At 37.4% G+C, this 17,025-nt stretch carries 13 protein-coding genes; 4 read left to right on the top strand and 9 right to left on the bottom strand.

Annotated elements, in window-relative coordinates:
* Positions 1–77 precede the first annotated feature (77 nt).
* Positions 78–1,820: a sensor histidine kinase gene (locus ACT5E3_RS08580; RefSeq protein WP_444997892.1), complete on the top strand. Its 1,743-nt coding sequence runs from the start codon at positions 78–80 to the stop codon at positions 1,818–1,820.
* A gap of 70 nt (positions 1,821–1,890) precedes the next feature.
* Here ACT5E3_RS08580 and ACT5E3_RS08575 read toward each other — a convergent pair whose 3' ends face one another.
* On the bottom strand, positions 1,891–2,262 hold the full coding sequence (locus ACT5E3_RS08575; RefSeq protein ID WP_444997891.1) for a response regulator: 372 nt from the start codon (positions 2,260–2,262) through the stop codon (positions 1,891–1,893).
* Positions 2,263–2,843: 581 nt separating this feature from the next.
* On the opposite strand from ACT5E3_RS08575, the gene ACT5E3_RS08570 reads away from it, so the two are divergent.
* Entirely contained in the window at positions 2,844–3,497 is a 654-nt protein-coding gene (locus ACT5E3_RS08570) for a TIGR01621 family pseudouridine synthase (protein WP_444997890.1), read from the top strand.
* A gap of 13 nt (positions 3,498–3,510) precedes the next feature.
* Here the strand turns inward: ACT5E3_RS08570 and ACT5E3_RS08565 are convergent, their stop codons facing one another.
* Genes ACT5E3_RS08565 through mpl form a run of 4 tightly spaced genes read right to left on the bottom strand, consistent with a single transcriptional unit; the run spans position 3,511 to position 7,263 of the window.
* Positions 3,511–4,284, bottom strand: coding sequence for an ABC transporter permease (locus ACT5E3_RS08565; protein WP_444997889.1), 774 nt, complete (start codon positions 4,282–4,284; stop codon positions 3,511–3,513).
* Positions 4,285–4,303: 19 nt separating this feature from the next.
* Positions 4,304–5,215, bottom strand: coding sequence for an ABC transporter ATP-binding protein (locus ACT5E3_RS08560; protein ID WP_444997888.1), 912 nt, complete (start codon positions 5,213–5,215; stop codon positions 4,304–4,306).
* Between the two features lie 54 nt (positions 5,216–5,269).
* On the bottom strand, positions 5,270–5,884 hold the full coding sequence (locus tag ACT5E3_RS08555; protein ID WP_444997887.1) for a flavin prenyltransferase UbiX: 615 nt from the start codon (positions 5,882–5,884) through the stop codon (positions 5,270–5,272).
* Between the two features lie 2 nt (positions 5,885–5,886).
* Positions 5,887–7,263: a UDP-N-acetylmuramate:L-alanyl-gamma-D-glutamyl-meso-diaminopimelate ligase gene (mpl, locus tag ACT5E3_RS08550; RefSeq protein WP_444997886.1), complete on the bottom strand. Its 1,377-nt coding sequence runs from the start codon at positions 7,261–7,263 to the stop codon at positions 5,887–5,889.
* Positions 7,264–7,496: 233 nt separating this feature from the next.
* On the opposite strand from mpl, the gene ACT5E3_RS08545 reads away from it, so the two are divergent.
* Entirely contained in the window at positions 7,497–8,768 is a 1,272-nt protein-coding gene (locus ACT5E3_RS08545) for a 6-phosphofructokinase (protein ID WP_444997885.1), read from the top strand.
* Between the two features lie 148 nt (positions 8,769–8,916).
* On the opposite strand, the gene ACT5E3_RS08540 is transcribed toward ACT5E3_RS08545, so the two are convergent.
* The 3 genes from ACT5E3_RS08540 to ACT5E3_RS08530 form a co-directional block, all read right to left on the bottom strand.
* Positions 8,917–9,555 carry an energy transducer TonB gene (locus tag ACT5E3_RS08540; protein WP_444997884.1) on the bottom strand — a complete coding sequence of 213 codons (639 nt, stop codon included), beginning with the start codon at positions 9,553–9,555 and terminating at the stop codon, positions 8,917–8,919.
* A gap of 99 nt (positions 9,556–9,654) precedes the next feature.
* Positions 9,655–10,722 (bottom strand): Hpt domain-containing protein, encoded by a 1,068-nt coding sequence (locus ACT5E3_RS08535; protein ID WP_444997883.1) that lies wholly within the window; start codon positions 10,720–10,722, stop codon positions 9,655–9,657.
* Positions 10,723–10,961: 239 nt separating this feature from the next.
* Positions 10,962–12,989: a sodium-translocating pyrophosphatase gene (locus tag ACT5E3_RS08530; protein ID WP_444997882.1), complete on the bottom strand. Its 2,028-nt coding sequence runs from the start codon at positions 12,987–12,989 to the stop codon at positions 10,962–10,964.
* A gap of 405 nt (positions 12,990–13,394) precedes the next feature.
* Here ACT5E3_RS08530 and ppa point away from each other — a divergent pair, with 405 nt between their 5' ends.
* The gene (gene ppa, locus ACT5E3_RS08525) at positions 13,395–13,943 is read left to right on the top strand and encodes an inorganic diphosphatase (protein WP_444997881.1); all 549 of its coding nucleotides are present in this window, start codon (positions 13,395–13,397) and stop codon (positions 13,941–13,943) included.
* A gap of 771 nt (positions 13,944–14,714) precedes the next feature.
* On the opposite strand, the gene ACT5E3_RS08520 is transcribed toward ppa, so the two are convergent.
* Positions 14,715–16,940: a TPR end-of-group domain-containing protein gene (locus ACT5E3_RS08520; protein WP_444997880.1), complete on the bottom strand. Its 2,226-nt coding sequence runs from the start codon at positions 16,938–16,940 to the stop codon at positions 14,715–14,717.
* Between the last annotated feature and the right edge of the window lie 85 nt (positions 16,941–17,025).

The following is a 17,025-nucleotide window of genomic DNA, read 5'->3' as shown; positions in this document are numbered from 1 at the left end:
TCGGTGCAAATAGAATTCTTTTGATATTCTTATATAAATAATAATCATAAATAACTTAATCAAACGAGCAACTTTCGATGAATCCTTCTAGAATTTCAATACTCAGCGTTATTATTATTGGCGCTTTATTTACTTATCTTCTGGTCACTATTCATTCACTACAACCACTCACTCCCGAAAAAGACTTTCTAAAAGCCCAAGAAAATAAACGTTTAATTGAAAATAAAATAGCTAACCATTTAAACACACTTAACATTTCTCTTGAGTCACTTTCTTATAATCATTTTTGGCAATCAGCACCAGCATCAGAATGGTCTTTTTGGCTTGAATCTCAAAGACCACTATATAGAGCAGCAGGTATATCTTTATTAGGTGTTCATTCAGTAAGCACTGATGTTGTTTATTTTGAAAAACCATCCCTTCGTGGCCAATATGCCGAATTAAAAAAACCTTTACAGCAACTTTATAAAATAAAATCAACAGTCAATGTTTTACAAGTGTTTCGAGGTGAACTAGCAACTATCTCGTTAATACCAATTAAAAATGCAGAATCAGAAATTATTGGCACATTAGTCGGCATTAGTTATTTAAATACTTCAGCTTTAAAACAATTTGAAAGGTTAGTCAGCGTACCTATCGCCATTATTAATAATAATAGGGCTATAGCAATAAGTATTGAAACCTCCCCCGCATTATCTGACTATCGATTAGTCGAAGTTAACTGGCCTGATGCGATAAAATCCTCTCTTTGGAAAATGGTATTGCTAGTGGAACCAGAGGCAAATATTTCCGGTAGTTTACTTTATATTTTAATCGGCTGTATCTTCACTTTCATATTAGTATTTATTATCTGGAAACAACTAGAAAAATTAAATAAGTCGACTAAGTTGCTTAATGACACTATAGATATTCAACTCCCCGTTACAGAGCAACTCAGCCGCTTAGCAACCCTTCAGAATTTAAGTCATAGTCAAGAAATTATTGAAATTTCTCAATCAATTCGAATACGACTTGAACAACTCATGAAAGAGAAAAAAGCATTAAGTTTAGATATTAAAAAGCTCCAAGAAAATGAACGTCGATTAAAAAATAAAGTCACTTCATTAAAATCAGAACGAGATAGCGCCTTTGCCGCGCCTAAACTAAAGTCAGAATTTTTATCTCGTATGGGAGATGAGATAACCACACCAATGAAGTCTGTCGTTAGTATGCTTAAATTGCTCTCTGAGTATCAATTCGAAGCAGAGCCTAAACAACTACTAAATATTGCTAAACGTTCAACACGCACGCTTGTTGACAACTTAAACAACATACTCGACTTTTCTAAACTGGATGCGGGCATGCTAAAATTGTCAAAGACCACATTTAGTGTCAGAGAGCTCGTTGATCAACTGTCTTCTGAACTGTCTCATTATGCAAATGATAAAGGGCTTTCTTTACAAGCCAGTACCGACCCAGAAGTTCCAAATGAAGTTACAGCCGATCTATTTAGAGTAAAACAAATACTCAGAAACTTATTAGGTAATGCGATTCGCTTTACTAAAGTGGGAGAAGTTAGCCTGTATGCTGATATTGTCAACAACGAAATGGGAAAAATGCTTCGCTTTACGGTAAAAGATACAGGTGTTGGTATACCGCAAGAAGCCCAGAAAGATTTATTTGCTTCGCTCGAGCAAACTACCAAATTAACCAATAGCAGTTTTGCGGGAAGATTACGCTTAATAGTATCACACCAGCTCACTGAATTAATGGGCGGAGAAATAGATGTTATCAGCGAATCAGGTAAAGGTAGTCAATTTTGGTTTACCATCGCTCTGTAAAATTGCGGACATTTTCCATAAAAAAAGCGCCTGAAAGCGCTTTTTTTATGGGAAGTTTGTACTAAAAAATTTAAGACTCTTCCAATAACAACTGAATTTCTTTTCTTAAATCGCCTAATGGCATTGGTTTAGTAAAAACCTTATCGGCCCCCATACCAATAGCAAATTCAAGGTAACTCTCAGGATCAGAGGATCCTCCCCCTGAATAAGCGATGATTTTGACTTTAGGGAACTTTTCGCGAGTCTCAGAGATTAGCTCTAGCCCTTCTTTATTGGGCATAAGAATATCTGTAATCATCAAGTCTGGTGCGTGATAATCAAAGTATTCTAGGGCCAAAGCACCATCTTGAGCTAATAAAACGTCATGATTATCTAACTCAACAACATCGGTTAATAACCTCAACATTTGAGGGTCATCATCTACAATCAATACTAACGCCATAAATTATGACTCCCTTAAATTTCCGTATCAGCCCAACTAGCCTGTCCGTCAAAGTATGCATCCATTTCCTCATTATTATATAAATCACATAGAATTCAAGTTCTTTTATTGAAGGAATTATATCTAAATATTACAAAGAGACAAATCGTATTACTCAAAATCCGCATTAAATAGATATAATTTTAATAAAATACGGTCATAGTTAACACTTCAAGCGAATCTATGTTTTTTATGAGTAATAAAATGAACGCTGCCTCAAAAAATCATGCTTATTTATCATCAAAAGTACCACTTTAGAACAAATATTACCCTAGTTAAATACCAATCAATTCAATAAACCACCTTCAAGAGCTCTATCTCAGCTTTGAAAAAAATCAATATATATCGCAAAAAGAGAATTAACAATAGTATTATTGTTTCTACAAGCATCAATGAAAAATGTATAATTTTTGTTCTTTGCTGGCACTTACACCTCTTAATAAATAAGATTCAGCTCTTTTTAGGCATTAAAAACTAAATAAGTTTGCCAAAGTGTTTGGGCTGATTTAAGTTAACCATTTGGTTCATTGCCTAATTTGCTTATGCCTTTCAAAACCGTGTACGACCATAATGACTTTATCATTATTAACAAGCCGATTAATGCTTCATTTCATAATAATGATGGAGAACTGGGAGTTGCCTCTTTAATGTCGCAAGCAATTGGCTCTCAACTTTGGCCTGTTCACAGAATAGACAAAATAACCTCTGGATTGCTTATTTTTGCAAAAAATAAAGCTGCCGCCAATCAATTTAACCAATTATTTCTAGATAAAAAAATGAGTAAGATTTACTTTGCTATCTCCAATAAAAAGCCAAAGAAAAAACAGGGGAAAGTAATCGGTGATATGAAAAAAGTCAGAGATGGTAATTGGAAATTAACCACCAGTAGAAATAACCCTGCAATTACATTATTCGACTCATGCTCCCTAATACCGGGAAAACGTTTTTTCTGGCTCAAACCCCAAACAGGAAAAACCCACCAAATAAGAGTAGCTCTTAAATCACTCGGAGCTCCAATTTTAGGCGATCAAAGATACTCAAGCTGCCAAGCCGACAGAACTTACTTACACGCTCACCAATTAAATTTCAAATGGGATAATCAACTCATTAATGTTTCTTGCTTCCCACAACAAGGAGAATTATTTTTTCTCCCAGAAATTCAAGATTGCATTAACTACTTTACTCAAAAGAACTAACTACAGACATGGCTTATGAACGTATACCAATTCCTTTTTGTAGTAAGTAATAAGCGAGTGAGAATAATGAAACTATAAATAAAGTAATTAATATCAAAGCATGATTAATATTGATATCAGAGAAACCTAAAAAACCATAACGGAAAGCATTCACCATATACAAAATAGGATTGAAAAGAGAAATATTTTGCCAAAACTCGGGAAGTAATTTAATCGAATAAAACACGCCCCCCAGATAAGTTAATGGCGTTAATATAAAAGTTGGAACTATTGATATATCATCAAATTTCTTAGCAAATATCGCGTTAACTAAGCCCCCTGTAGCAAATAGCATTGAAGTCATAAAAACAACAAAAAATAAGACAGCCCAATTACTAATATTAATATCAACAAACTGAGAAGCCACAATAGTGACAATTACACCTGTGATTAACCCCCGACTAACTCCACCAAAAATGAATCCTAACAAGATAAACAATGTCGGAACAGGAGAAACCAGCATTTCTTCAATGCTTCGCTGAAACTTAGCACTAAAAAATGAACTCACCACATTAGAATAAGAGTTTGTAATCACAGACATCATGATAATACCCGGCGTAATATACTCAATATAACTAACACCTCCCATTTCACCAATTCTAGAGCCTATTAACTGTCCAAAAATAACAAAATATAAACTCATGGTAATAGCTGGTGGCAGTAAAGTTTGAACCCATATTCTAAAATAGCGGCTAACTTCTTTAACCATAATACTTTGTAATGCAACGAGTGCTTGTCGGTTAAACATGAATAAACTTCCAATAATATTATTCGGTTAATTGTACAAAAAGTTCTTCAAGACGGTTAGATTTGTTGCGCATACTTAACACCTTGACTTGATGACTAGACAACCAATCAAAAACCAGGTTCAGTGCAACTTCTCTAGGTACATCAACTTCAATCGTCGAGTTATCTCTCTGACGAAAGCAAACATTTTCAATATCAGGAAAGGTATCAGGAACTTGCTCAACATCAAGAATAAAAGTTTCTAAATCTAAACGACTAATCAGAGCTTTCATACTACAATTTTCAACAATCAAGCCTTGGTTAATTATGGCAATATTACGACACAACTGTTCCGCTTCTTCTAAATAATGCGTTGTTAAAACAATAGTTGTCCCCTGCTCATTTAGTTGAGTTAAAAAATCCCACATACTGCGTCTAATTTCAATATCAACACCAGCGGTTGGCTCATCAAGAATCAGTATTTTAGGATGATGAATTAGTGCTCTGGCAATCATTAGTCGTCGTTTCATACCACCGGACAATTCTCTTGATGGTGTATTTCTTTTATCCCACAAAGAAAGCTGTTTAAGTACTTCTTCAGCTCTTTGATAGGCAATTTTTCTGGGCACACCATAATAGCCAGCTTGATTTACAACAATCTGCAAACATGTTTCAAACTGAGAAAAGTTAAATTCTTGTGGCACTAACCCTATACAGCGCTTAGCGGCTTCTAAATCTTTATCAATAGAATGTCCAAAAACTTCTACCTGACCAGCACTTTTATTGACTAAAGAAGAAATAATGCCAATGGTTGTCGACTTACCGGCCCCATTAGGGCCTAACAATGCAATGAAATCACCTTCTTCGACTTCAAATGAAATTCCTTTTAATGCCTGAACTCCATTTTTATAAACCTTTTCTAAATTTTTTATCTCTATCGCTTTTTTTTTCATTATTGTTCCAAGGAGAATTTTTAACGTAAAAACTTCAAAGGTCTTTAATAACCATTAACAATTGTAACCCCAAGGGTTGTTCAATATATTATCAATTCCTAAATGATTTAAAATTCTCGCACTGACAAAATCAGCTAAATCATCTATTGTTTTTGGCTTACCATAATAGCCTGGCGCAGCAGGCATAATTGTAACACCCGCTTCACTGAGAGTGAGCAGGTTTTTTAAATGAATAGTTGAAAATGGCATTTCTCTCGGTAATAAAATTAATTGTCCTCTTTCTTTAATAACAACATCCGCCGCTCTTTCAAGTAACGTATTACTTGCGCCTGTTGCAATAGCAGAAACACACCCCATACTTGCAGGGCAAATAACCATTTGCTTAGGTGCGGCCGAACCACTGGCAACTGGAGAATACCAGTTTTCTTTGCTGTAAACCTGGATGAGTTTTTCAGAACAACCGCAATAATCAGTTAAAATTGCTTGAGACTTTTTCGGAGACTCTGGCAAACTGAGCGCAACTTCTGTTGCTAAAACAATGCGTGCCGCATCTGTAATCATCAAGTGAATTTCGTCATAATAACCAGTGAGATTCTTCAGTAAGTTTAGGGCATAAAGTGCACCTGAAGCTCCAGTGATACCAAAACTAATTCTTCGTTTTGTTGCCATAGCTACTTCCACTTTTGAGTTAAAGCTTGTAACAGCTTATTATGAATATCACCAAACCCACCATTACTCATAATTAATATACAATCTCCTGATTGTGCAACATCAACTAAATAATCCACAATTGCTTCCGGTGAAGGTAAATCAATACGATTATCTAATCGAGAAAAATCAAACTGCCAATCTATTGCATCGGGCGAATGAAAAACACATAAATCGGCATTAATCACTGCATCCATCAGGGTATCTTTGTGTCCCCCCATTTTCATAGTATTAGAACGTAAATCAACCACGCCTAATATTCTTTTTTCTCCAACTTTATTACGCAAGCCCTGTAGTGTCATTTTTATTGCGGTTGGATGATGAGCAAAATCATCATAAACTTTTATTTCATTGACTACACCTTTCAATTCCATTCGACGCTTAACGTTTTTAAAACTTGCCAATGCTTTAATTGCATCTTCGCAGGTAACGCCAACATGATGAGCTGCAGCAATTGCCGCAAGTGCATTATCAACATTATGATCACCAATCAATTGCCAGTTTAATTCCCCTTTTAGTTCACCAGCAAAATAAATATCACAAACACTACCATCAGCTTCACGTTTCACCGCTTGCCAATCTGACAAGTTAGCATTTAAGTCTTCTGGAGCAGAGGAAAATGACTGTGTCTCCGTCCAACAGCCTTTAGCAATCACACGTTCAAGAGCATCTGAGCGTTTCGGTTTTATTAATAAGCCATGACTCGGTACCGTTCTGACCAAATGATGGAATTGTGTTTCAATTGCCTCAAGATCCTTAAATATATCCGCATGATCAAACTCTAGATTATTTAAAATACAGGTTCTCGCTCGATAGTGAACAAATTTTGAACGCTTATCAAAAAATGCCGTATCATATTCATCCGCTTCAACGACAAAAAAGGGAGAATCGGTATAACGCGCTGACATTCCAAAATTTTCTAATACACCACCAATTAAAAAACCAGGATTATACCCTGTTGCTTCTAAGATCCAGGTTACCATGCTGGCTGTAGAAGTCTTACCATGTGTACCAGCAACAGCGATAACCCATTTATCATGTAATATATTTTCATTCAGCCATTGAGGCCCAGAGCGATAATTCTGATTCGAATTCAGCAGAGCTTCGATCACATCAAGCCCACGGCTCATGGCATTACCAACCACCACGCAATCGGGCTTCGAATCGAGTTGCTCAGCATCAAAACCTTGATGAATACCTACTCCAAGAGACTCTAGCTGTGTACTCATCGGAGGGTAGCAATTTTTGTCAGAACCAGTAACCTGATAACCTTTTTGAATGGCAAGACGTGCTATCCCGCCCATAAAAGTACCGCAAATACCTAGAATATGCAGATGCATAAAACTTATCACCTAAATTGAAATAATTATCCTAATCGTTGGCCAATTGTAACACGGAACGGCATACGCACTAGTTTATTCAATTAAGCCGAATCATTACCTAGCCATTTTTGTATTGTAATGATTTTTCGAATAACAAAACCAATAAAAGACTCCTATTCATATCTTAATTTGCTTTATAATGCGCCAATTAGTTAATTCACTTACACATCTCTCAATTTGGAGTTTCTTCAATGGCACAAAAAAAGAAACAAAACGCTTTTTATGCTCAATCTGGCGGCGTTACAGCGGTTATTAATGCATCCGCTTGTGGTTTAATTGAAACAGCTAGACAACACAAAGACAAAATAGGAAAAGTCTATGCTGGGCGCAATGGCATAATTGGCGCTTTAACTGAAGAACTAATCGACACCAGTAAAGAGTCGAAAAAAGACATTGCCGCATTGAAACACACTCCTTCAGGGGCATTTGGTTCTTGCCGATATAAACTCAAAAGTTTAGAAGAAAACCGAGCTGAATATGAGCGATTGATTGAAGTATTTAAAGCCCATAATATTGGCTACTTCTTTTATAACGGTGGTGGAGACTCAATGGATACAGCCAATAAAGTATCGCAACTAAGTGAAACACTTGGCTACCCAATTACCTGTATAGGCGTGCCTAAAACCGTCGATAACGACTTGCCCATCACAGATAACTGCCCAGGCTTTGGCAGTGTCGCAAAATATGTTGCAGTTTCTATTCGTGAGGCTGGTTTTGATGTCGCTTCGATGGCTAAAACCTCAACGAAAGTATTTGTTATGGAAGTCATGGGACGCCATGCTGGTTGGATTGCCGCAGCAGGTGGTCTTGCTGCCGAAAAAGAAGGTGATGCCCCACACATTATTCTTTTTCCTGAAATTGCCTTTAATAAAGAGCGGTTTTTGAAAAAAGTTAACCATTGTGTGAAAAAATTCGGCTACTGTGCAATTGTTGTTTCAGAAGGTGCCCACTATAAGGATGGAACATTCTTAGCCGATGCCGGCTCTGTTGACGCATTTGGCCATAAACAGCTTGGTGGAGTTGCTCCTGTAGTTGCCCAAATGGTAAAAGAAGAATTGGGATATAAGTACCACTGGGCCGTCGCTGATTATTTACAAAGAGCAGCTAGACACATTGCATCAGAAACCGATGTTGAACAAGCCTATGCTATGGGAAAAGCAGCAGTTGAACTGGCAATCAGTGGAAAAAATGCAGTCATGCCAACCATTGTGAGAAAAAACACTAAAACTTATCGTTGGACCATAGGCGAAGCACCATTATCGGCAGTTGCTAATGTTGAAAAAATGATGCCCAGAAGCTTTATTTCAAAAGATGGCTTACATATAACAGAAGAATGTAGAAATTATTTACTACCATTAATTAAAGGTGAATCGTATCCGCCTTATAAAAATGGCCTTCCTCAATATGTCACGTTAAAAAATCAATTAGTACCTAAAAAATTAAAAACTCAATTTAGCATTTAACATCAGGTATTAGACAAGACAAATAACATCAGAAAGAAAAAACGGAATTAATAGCATTTAACATCGCTATTAATTCCGTTACCTGCAGTGGAGATCCATTCAGAATAACGGTTAGTCTAAACAATTATTCCTATTAACTTTTTATCTTTTACTGCTCACCTTCCATTTGAAAAGTTAAGGTTACCTGTTGTCCTAAAACAGCTACTTTTTCCCCATCCTCTTCTTGAGGTTTAAACTTCCATTTACGTAATGCTTTTCTAGAAACTTTTTCAAAATATCCTTTAGGCTTAGCATCAACAATTTTTATATTAATCGCCCGTCCTTCTTCATCAACATCATAAGTTAAAGTCACATAACCTTCTATTTCATTTAACGCAGCAACTCTTGGGTACTGTGGCTCAATTCTAACAAGTGGCGCTAAATTACCATCAGTAACACCGTCATATTCACCAATTAAAGAAGGTCCCCCAACTCCATCACTCAGCCCTACTTTAGAGTCTCCTAATTCGGGTCTTATCGCAACACGTGGGGGTTTAGGTTTTGTAGGTGTTGGCTCTGTAGTAATCAACGGAGGTTGCTTTACGGGCTTTTCTAACTTAGGTAATTTTTTTAGTGGTTTTCTCGCAATGGTTGTTGCTTTTTTATCCTTAGGAATTGTTGCAAATGTGATAGTACCATTAGGTTCAGGCGTCACAGCCTGCACTTCATTATCAATTAAAAAATTCATTAAAACAAAAAGAAAAAAAGAGAAAACGCAAGCTAATCCAAATGCTACTAATTTATTCATATTCAACCACCCTTTTGATTTATTGTGTTTGCAGTAGTTACAAACGGAACATTAATTATATGGGGTTAAATTAATTCAATAAAAACTTCGCGAGAGTATTCACCACATTTGAACTGTTAGATAATCACTTTTGATAACCTGATTAAAGCGTTCAATTAATCGGGATTTATAGCGTTTGTCTTTTTGAGCATTAATCGTTTTTACTGCACTGAATAAAGCTTGTTTATATCCACTTTGTTGGTTATCAAGCACAATATAAGTAAACTCAATCGCCAATGAAAGCGCTTGAGCCGCAGGTAATATATCATTACCACTTAAACCAAGCGGTGAGCCAGAGCCATCAAAACTCTCCATAACTTGTAGTGTCACTTCCGCAGCAATACTCCAACCAGCCATTCTGGACAATAAACCAGATGCAAAAAATATTTGCTCTACACTAAGTTCATTATTACTCGATAAGCGTTTTGATAATGCAATAAAAATAACTGCTACTTTAAGCTGTTGCTCTTCTATGGAGTGTCCAAGTTTTTCATTTAATTTAATCACAAGTGTTTCGCAAATAGTCAAAAATAAATGCTGCTCTACATCTACATTGATTTGTTGATCAGAAATAAATTGAAAAAATTCCAAATCAGTCGCATCTAAAAAACTAAACGCTCTTCCATGTTCATGGTCAATAGCAACTAACTCCAAATTAAAATGACTATCTTGGATAGCAATAATTGCTTTTTCAGTAATTTGTAAACGTTGCTCTTGCTGAGTATTTTCTATGGTATCAATCAAACATTGAATTTTTTTTAAGATAGTTCCGTCGGCAATTCCAGTTTCAATAATTGAAACTAACTGAGCTTCAATTAAACCGATTACAGCGACAGCAAACTTTCCATAAGTATCGTGATACTCAATATCACCCTTGCGAATATCGGAAAATAAGTCTTCTAACTTATGACTGGCATCTACAAATTCGGTTAAAAATACCATATTGCAGTTACCCTTAACGGTATGTAGCGAGCGAAACATCCGATCGATAACCTCCTCATCGGCCCCGGCTTCTAGAATACCTGCACACTCATTAATATCTTTAATTGCGGCCAATACATCTTCATAAAACTCATGTTTTATTTCATCATCTAATTCATTAAAAGCTTCGCAGCTAATCTGACTCACGAGTAATAGACCCTAACTAAAAATATTCAATTTATTATCCCTAGCACTTCTAGTTCTCCATTGACCATTCTCGTTTGATATTAACCACGCGCAATAAAAACAATACACAGTTACAGCCAATAGCACTTTCCATTAAGTAATACATAGTAAGAAGTATGGCAAAAATTCTGAAATAATGTGAATTATTAATAACATAGAGAGTAAGGGCTCTAAAAGAGCCCTATAAACAGAGATAAAAACTAAGACAAAAGTGGTGCTATCACTAAACTGACAATCGCCATCACATTGATTAAAATATTCATCGCGGGCCCAGAAGTATCTTTGAAAGGATCTCCCACAGTATCTCCAACAACTACTGCTTTATGAACATCAGATCCTTTTCCACCCAAATTTCCTTTTTCAACATACTTTTTAGCATTATCCCAAGCACCGCCAGCATTTGCCATCGTTAATGCCAGCAAAACACATGTAATTAGAGCCCCAGCTAACATACCACCTAAAGCTTCAGCGCCTAATAAAAAACCAACCACCGCAGGCGCAGCAACAGCTAAAGCTCCGGGCAGCATCATTTTCTTTAACGCGGCCTGAGTAGCAATATCAACACATTTAGCATTATCAGGCTCTGCATTGCCCTCTAATAAACCAGGGATCTCTTTAAACTGCCTTCGTATTTCTTTAATCATATCAAAAGCAGCACTACCAACCGCTCTCATTGTAATCGCAGAAACAAGAAACGGAAAAATACCACCAATAAACATTCCCATTAATACCAAGGGATCATTGATTTCTAATTTAAAACCTTCAATATTTTGTGAAACCGTTTCAATATAGGCAGCAATAATAGCCAAAGCCGCAAGTCCAGCCGCACCAATTGCAAAACCTTTTCCAATTGCAGCCGTTGTATTTCCAACCTCATCTAAACCATCGGTAATTTCACGCACCTCTTCACCAAGCTCAGCCATCTCAGCAATACCACCGGCATTATCAGCAACAGGCCCATAAGCATCAATTGCCATTGTTATACCGACCGTTGCTAACATGCCAACAGCACCAATTCCTACTCCGTAAACACCAGCCCCTTCAAGTAACTGTGAACTTGCAAAAATAATTGCTGCAATTGTTAATACAGGAATAACCACTGACTCCATACCAACTGCCAGCCCAGCAATCATAACAGTCGCAGGCCCGGTTTCACCTTCTCTGGCCAAATCTTGCACGGGTTTACCGCCCGTATAATATTCCGTCACCAGACCAATGATACTACCGCCCACTGCCCCACAAATGACACAAAACCAGATATTAATACTGAGTCCCAACCAACTTATAATGACATATGCTGCGGCTATTAATAATATAGTTGCTCCCAAAGTGCCAGACCTAAGCGCTTTTGCTGGCTCAGCCCCCGATGCCACTTTAACAATCACGATACCAATGATCGAACAAATCAAGCCCACAGAAGCTAAGGCTAGTGGTAAAAACATCAGATGTTCTCGGCTATCTCCACCAGTGAGTGCTGTCACGGTTGCTCCAGCCATAGTAGAAGCAATGGCAATAGTCGCAATCATAGAGCCACAATAAGATTCAAATATATCAGATCCCATACCAGCCACATCGCCAACATTATCGCCTACGTTATCGGCGATAACACCAGGGTTTCGTGGATCATCTTCTGGAATTCCCGCTTCAATCTTGCCAACCAAATCAGCACCAACATCCGCACTTTTAGTAAAAATTCCGCCGCCTACACGAGAAAATAACGCAACCACAGAGCCTCCCATACCAAAACCATGAATGGCTTCAGCATGTTCAGGATTACCTCCAAAAACGTAGTACATTCCCCCTAAACCTAATAGCCCCATGGAAGCTACCGCTAGTCCCATTACTGAGCCACCATAAAATGCCACAGTTAGTGCAGAAGCAGCGCCGCTTTCAGCAGCCGCAACAGTTGTTCTTACATTGGCATTGGTCGCCGTATGCATACCAATATAACCAGCAATAGCAGAACTTAATGCTCCAACAACAAAAGCGGTAGGTGTATGCCAAGAGCCAAAACCAATAAAAAGTAAAACCGTTAAAACAACCAAAAAACCACCTAAAATTGTGTATTCTCGGCGCATGAAAACCATAGCGCCATCATGGATATCTTTTGCTATTTTTGCGGTTTTACCTTCACCACCGGAATACTTTTGGATAAACAGATAAATTACCAAGGCGACTAACAGCCCAACTACGCCAAAAATCGGCGGTAATAAAACAAGATCGATCATTACTTCTCCCCACAGTTAAAAAGACTTCTCAGCTAACTTAACGAGCTAAAAATTAATGTTCATAAGTTAGCAATACAATTTTTTATTTCGAAAAACAAAGAAAATTAAGCTTACTAACGGGCGAACCAACTGCATGGCAGGGATCGTAAAACAAAAGCGAGTGTTTTCCGGTAGCCCGACTGCCATAGGTAGAAGTTTTTCAAAGTACCGACTTGCACGAGGAACTTAGGAAAACTAATGACTCTGTATAACAATAAACTCTAAGCAGGTAAACAAAGGAAACAAAGTTATTTTAACCTTTTGATTTTTAATGTATTTATTTATTTTTTCTGAAGAGTTTATTTTGCGGTGCAGTATCGTTATAATACGCGCCCAAATTCTAATATCTAGATACAAGTATTACTAATGAGCCTAAGTAAAGTACCCGCAGGTAACAACTTACCTGAAGAAATAAATGTTATTATCGAAATACCAGCACACGCAGATCCAGTGAAATACGAAGTGGATAAGGACTCTGGAGCCATCTTTGTTGACCGTTTCATGGCCACTTGTATGCACTACCCAACTAACTATGGTTACGTTCCTCATACTTTATCGGAAGATGGTGATCCAGTTGATGTGCTTGTTCCTACACCTTTTCCGCTTTTAGCAGGCTCGGTAATCAAATGTCGTCCTATTGGTGTGTTAAAAATGACCGATGAGTCTGGTACCGATGCCAAAATTCTTGCCGTTCCTGTCAGAAAACTCACCCCAATATACCAAGGCGTTAACGAAACTTCCGATATGCCTGAGTTATTACTCAACCAAATCCAACATTTCTTTGAGCACTACAAAGATTTAGAGTCAGGTAAATGGGTTCGTATTGACGGATGGGGCGATTCAGCAGAAGCTAAAAAAGAAATTACTGACAGCGTTAACCGTTATGATGAATCACCTGAAAAACCTGCATTTTAGTATTAACAACAATATCATAGTAATATTGCTGAATACTCAAAAAGCCAAGTTATACTTGGCTTTTTTATGCACATAGTTTTAATTCGGTTTAAGGACAAACATAAAATTAATTAAATTAACTTTACTCGCTCTTTTGGTTTTTACTTGTAGTTATAGCAGTGCTTTTTCAACAGAGTCTCCAACTTGGGTAGGTCCTGCCGATATTGAGTTCATCACCGTACAACCTGAAAACAACATTTACGTAAAACTGAAAATAAGTACGCCCGATTTAGGTTGCCAGGGTAACACAGATGGAATGCTACAGCTTGATACGAGCGCCCCTAATTTTAAAGAGCAGTTTTCTCTGTTAACAGCAGCTCATATGGCCAAAAGACAGGTAACTATTTATGTAAAGGATTGTGGATATTATATCCTTACGCTCGAAATACACAGCTCGAAATACACAGCTTAGATAATGATAGTTCGAACCTAACCAGCAACAACAATAAACATAAAATGACCTTTTAAAATAAAGCCATAGACTAGCTAACCTCAGCTCTGGATAAGAAAAATCATCAGAGCGTCTATTTTTGCGGCTTTCAGCGTTAAGCGCCTTTGCAATAGCTCGCTATTGCGGCAGTCACTTGCCTTGATATCCACAAAAATAGCCACACTGAACTCAAGTGGAAACAGCAATTCAATTTAATTGGGTTTTAAGTCATTGAAAATAAAAATGATTCTATTAATTATTTTGAATTTCCTTATCCAGAGTTGAGGTTAGCTAAACTAGCACTAATCATTCAGCGCCAATTTTCCAAACTGAGTTTCAATATTATTTTTCATCAAACGAATGCGGATCTTGAATTCATCTTTAATCGAAATAAAAACAGGATCAGATTTTATTTGATAAAATGCCGGATCAGTTTCAGCCCACCAAAAATCAACAAAACCTTCTTGTACTGACTGTCGAAGTAATTTTAGTGCTTTATCGTTTTCACCATGTAGGGCAGCATATGCCGCTTGCTGGTAACGCAACACCTGAGAGTCAAACCCTTGCTGTTTGAGATGTTCAAACTCTGCTAACACTTGTGATAAGTAATGTTCAAACTTCAAACGATTACCTAAACCAATATAAGCCCTCGCAAGAAATAATTGAATTCTAATGGTATGTTCGTCAACACGTTGTTGATTATCTTTTCGACTCAACAATAGTGCCTTGCTCAAATCATCAACAGCTAACTTCCACTTTTCTTGTTTTAGCGCAGCAAACCCGCGCCATAAACGTTGCCCCCAATGATCCGTATCTTCTGCAAAACCGGATGTCCACTGGTAAAAAGCTTTCAAATCATTACTGGCAATCCAAACACTAGCCTGTAGCCAATTATACTTTTCGGGATATTCTTTCATTGATGATTGAGTTAATCGAGTAATACTCTGCTGTGCTAAAACAAACTCCCCCATAGGGATATATAATCGACTGGCATTAATCAACCAGCTAGTATCATCATCGCTGAGTTCAGCCAATCGATGATACATGCTATAAGCCTGATCTAGCTGGCCCACTGCGTAACTGACGTCACCGGCAATTGTATAAGCATTTGGGTAGTTGGGATTGTTACGAACTACGGTGTTAAACACATCCATTGCTTGCTTATAATCACCATAACGAACCAAGTCTTTAGCCCGGTTATAACCTACAACAGCAGCTTGAGGATCAATCTCAAATGCTTTTTGCCTCAGCTTAGCCCCCTCTAAAAAGCGTCCTTGGTTTTGTAATATCGAGCCATACCACATGTAAGCCTCAGCTAATGAAGGATTTATATCAATAGCCTTAGCCAAATAACCTTTAGCTATCTCTAATTGCTGTTTTTTCTCTTCCTTTTGATTGGCTAATTGCCAATGCAATAAACCTTTAACTGCATGCACAGCACCTAATTTAGGATTAACGACATAAGCTTTCTCTAACAATGGTTGCGCCTGACGATGAGCCAATTCTGATTTGATGAGTCCATAACTTGATTGCAATAAATAAGTTTGTGCTAACATGACCATAGCCTCGGCATAGTCAGGATCTTTATCCAAAGCACTCGTAAAATTGATAATTGCCTCTTCAAAATCGCTTTTAGTTCTATTACGCAATAACGACAATCCGCGAGAATAATCAGCAAAAGCGGCAATATTTTGAGTACCAATCTCAGATAAGCTTTCTTTGTTTTCACCAAGCAAACTCACCTTAAGCTCATCCATCACAGACTGTGCAATTTCATCTTGTACTTTAAACACGTTAGTTGAATTTCTATCCCATGATTTTGAGAAGATATGAACGTCTTGTTCTGCATTAATCAATTGAGTCGTGATTCTGATTAAATCACCCGAACGGCGTACACTTCCCTCTAAAACATACTGAACACCTAATTCTTCAGCAATTGTTTTAACATTAATATTTGTCTTTTTATATTGAAAAGAAGATGTTCTCGCAGCAACTCTTAACTTTTTGTTGCGAGCAAGCACATTCAATAATTCTTCAGATAAACCATCGGCAAAAAACTCATCCTGAACTGAATCACTAAAGTTAGCAAAAGGTAAAACAGCAATGGTTTTTTGTACGTTAAGCGGTTCAACTAAATTATCGATATTGGCTACTGGGGCAATATTCGCTTGTACAGGCCCACTCACGCTATTGTAATATAAATAGGCAGCACCTAGCCCAAACAGGCTAATCACGGCAAACTCTGCAATTCTTGAACGAAGACTTTGTTTAACAATTTGTTCTGATTGATTATCTGCTTCTGCTAATTTTCGGCGCTCAATTTTCAAATCAAGCATCCAGCCAATAATTAACGCCACAGGAAAACCGGAAAAAGCAAGTAACACCATAGACGACATCACCCAGCTGCTAATACCTAGCACAGGTAACAAAACATCTGCAATCTGGATAACTCCCCAGGCAATTGCAGCGTAAATTGTAGCCACTCTAAAGATTTTGCGGCCTTTAACCTCTTCCCAAATACCTGACACTTGAATTCCTGAATAATAACAAAAGCAAGCTTAACTATTTTAGCATAACTGATAAGACCACAAGTTCAATAAAAATGCTCCTGCT

Source organism: Aliikangiella litoralis, assembly GCF_052495765.1.
The sequence above is the reverse complement of the archived record's forward strand: the minus strand, read 5'-3'. Positions and strand labels throughout refer to the sequence as shown.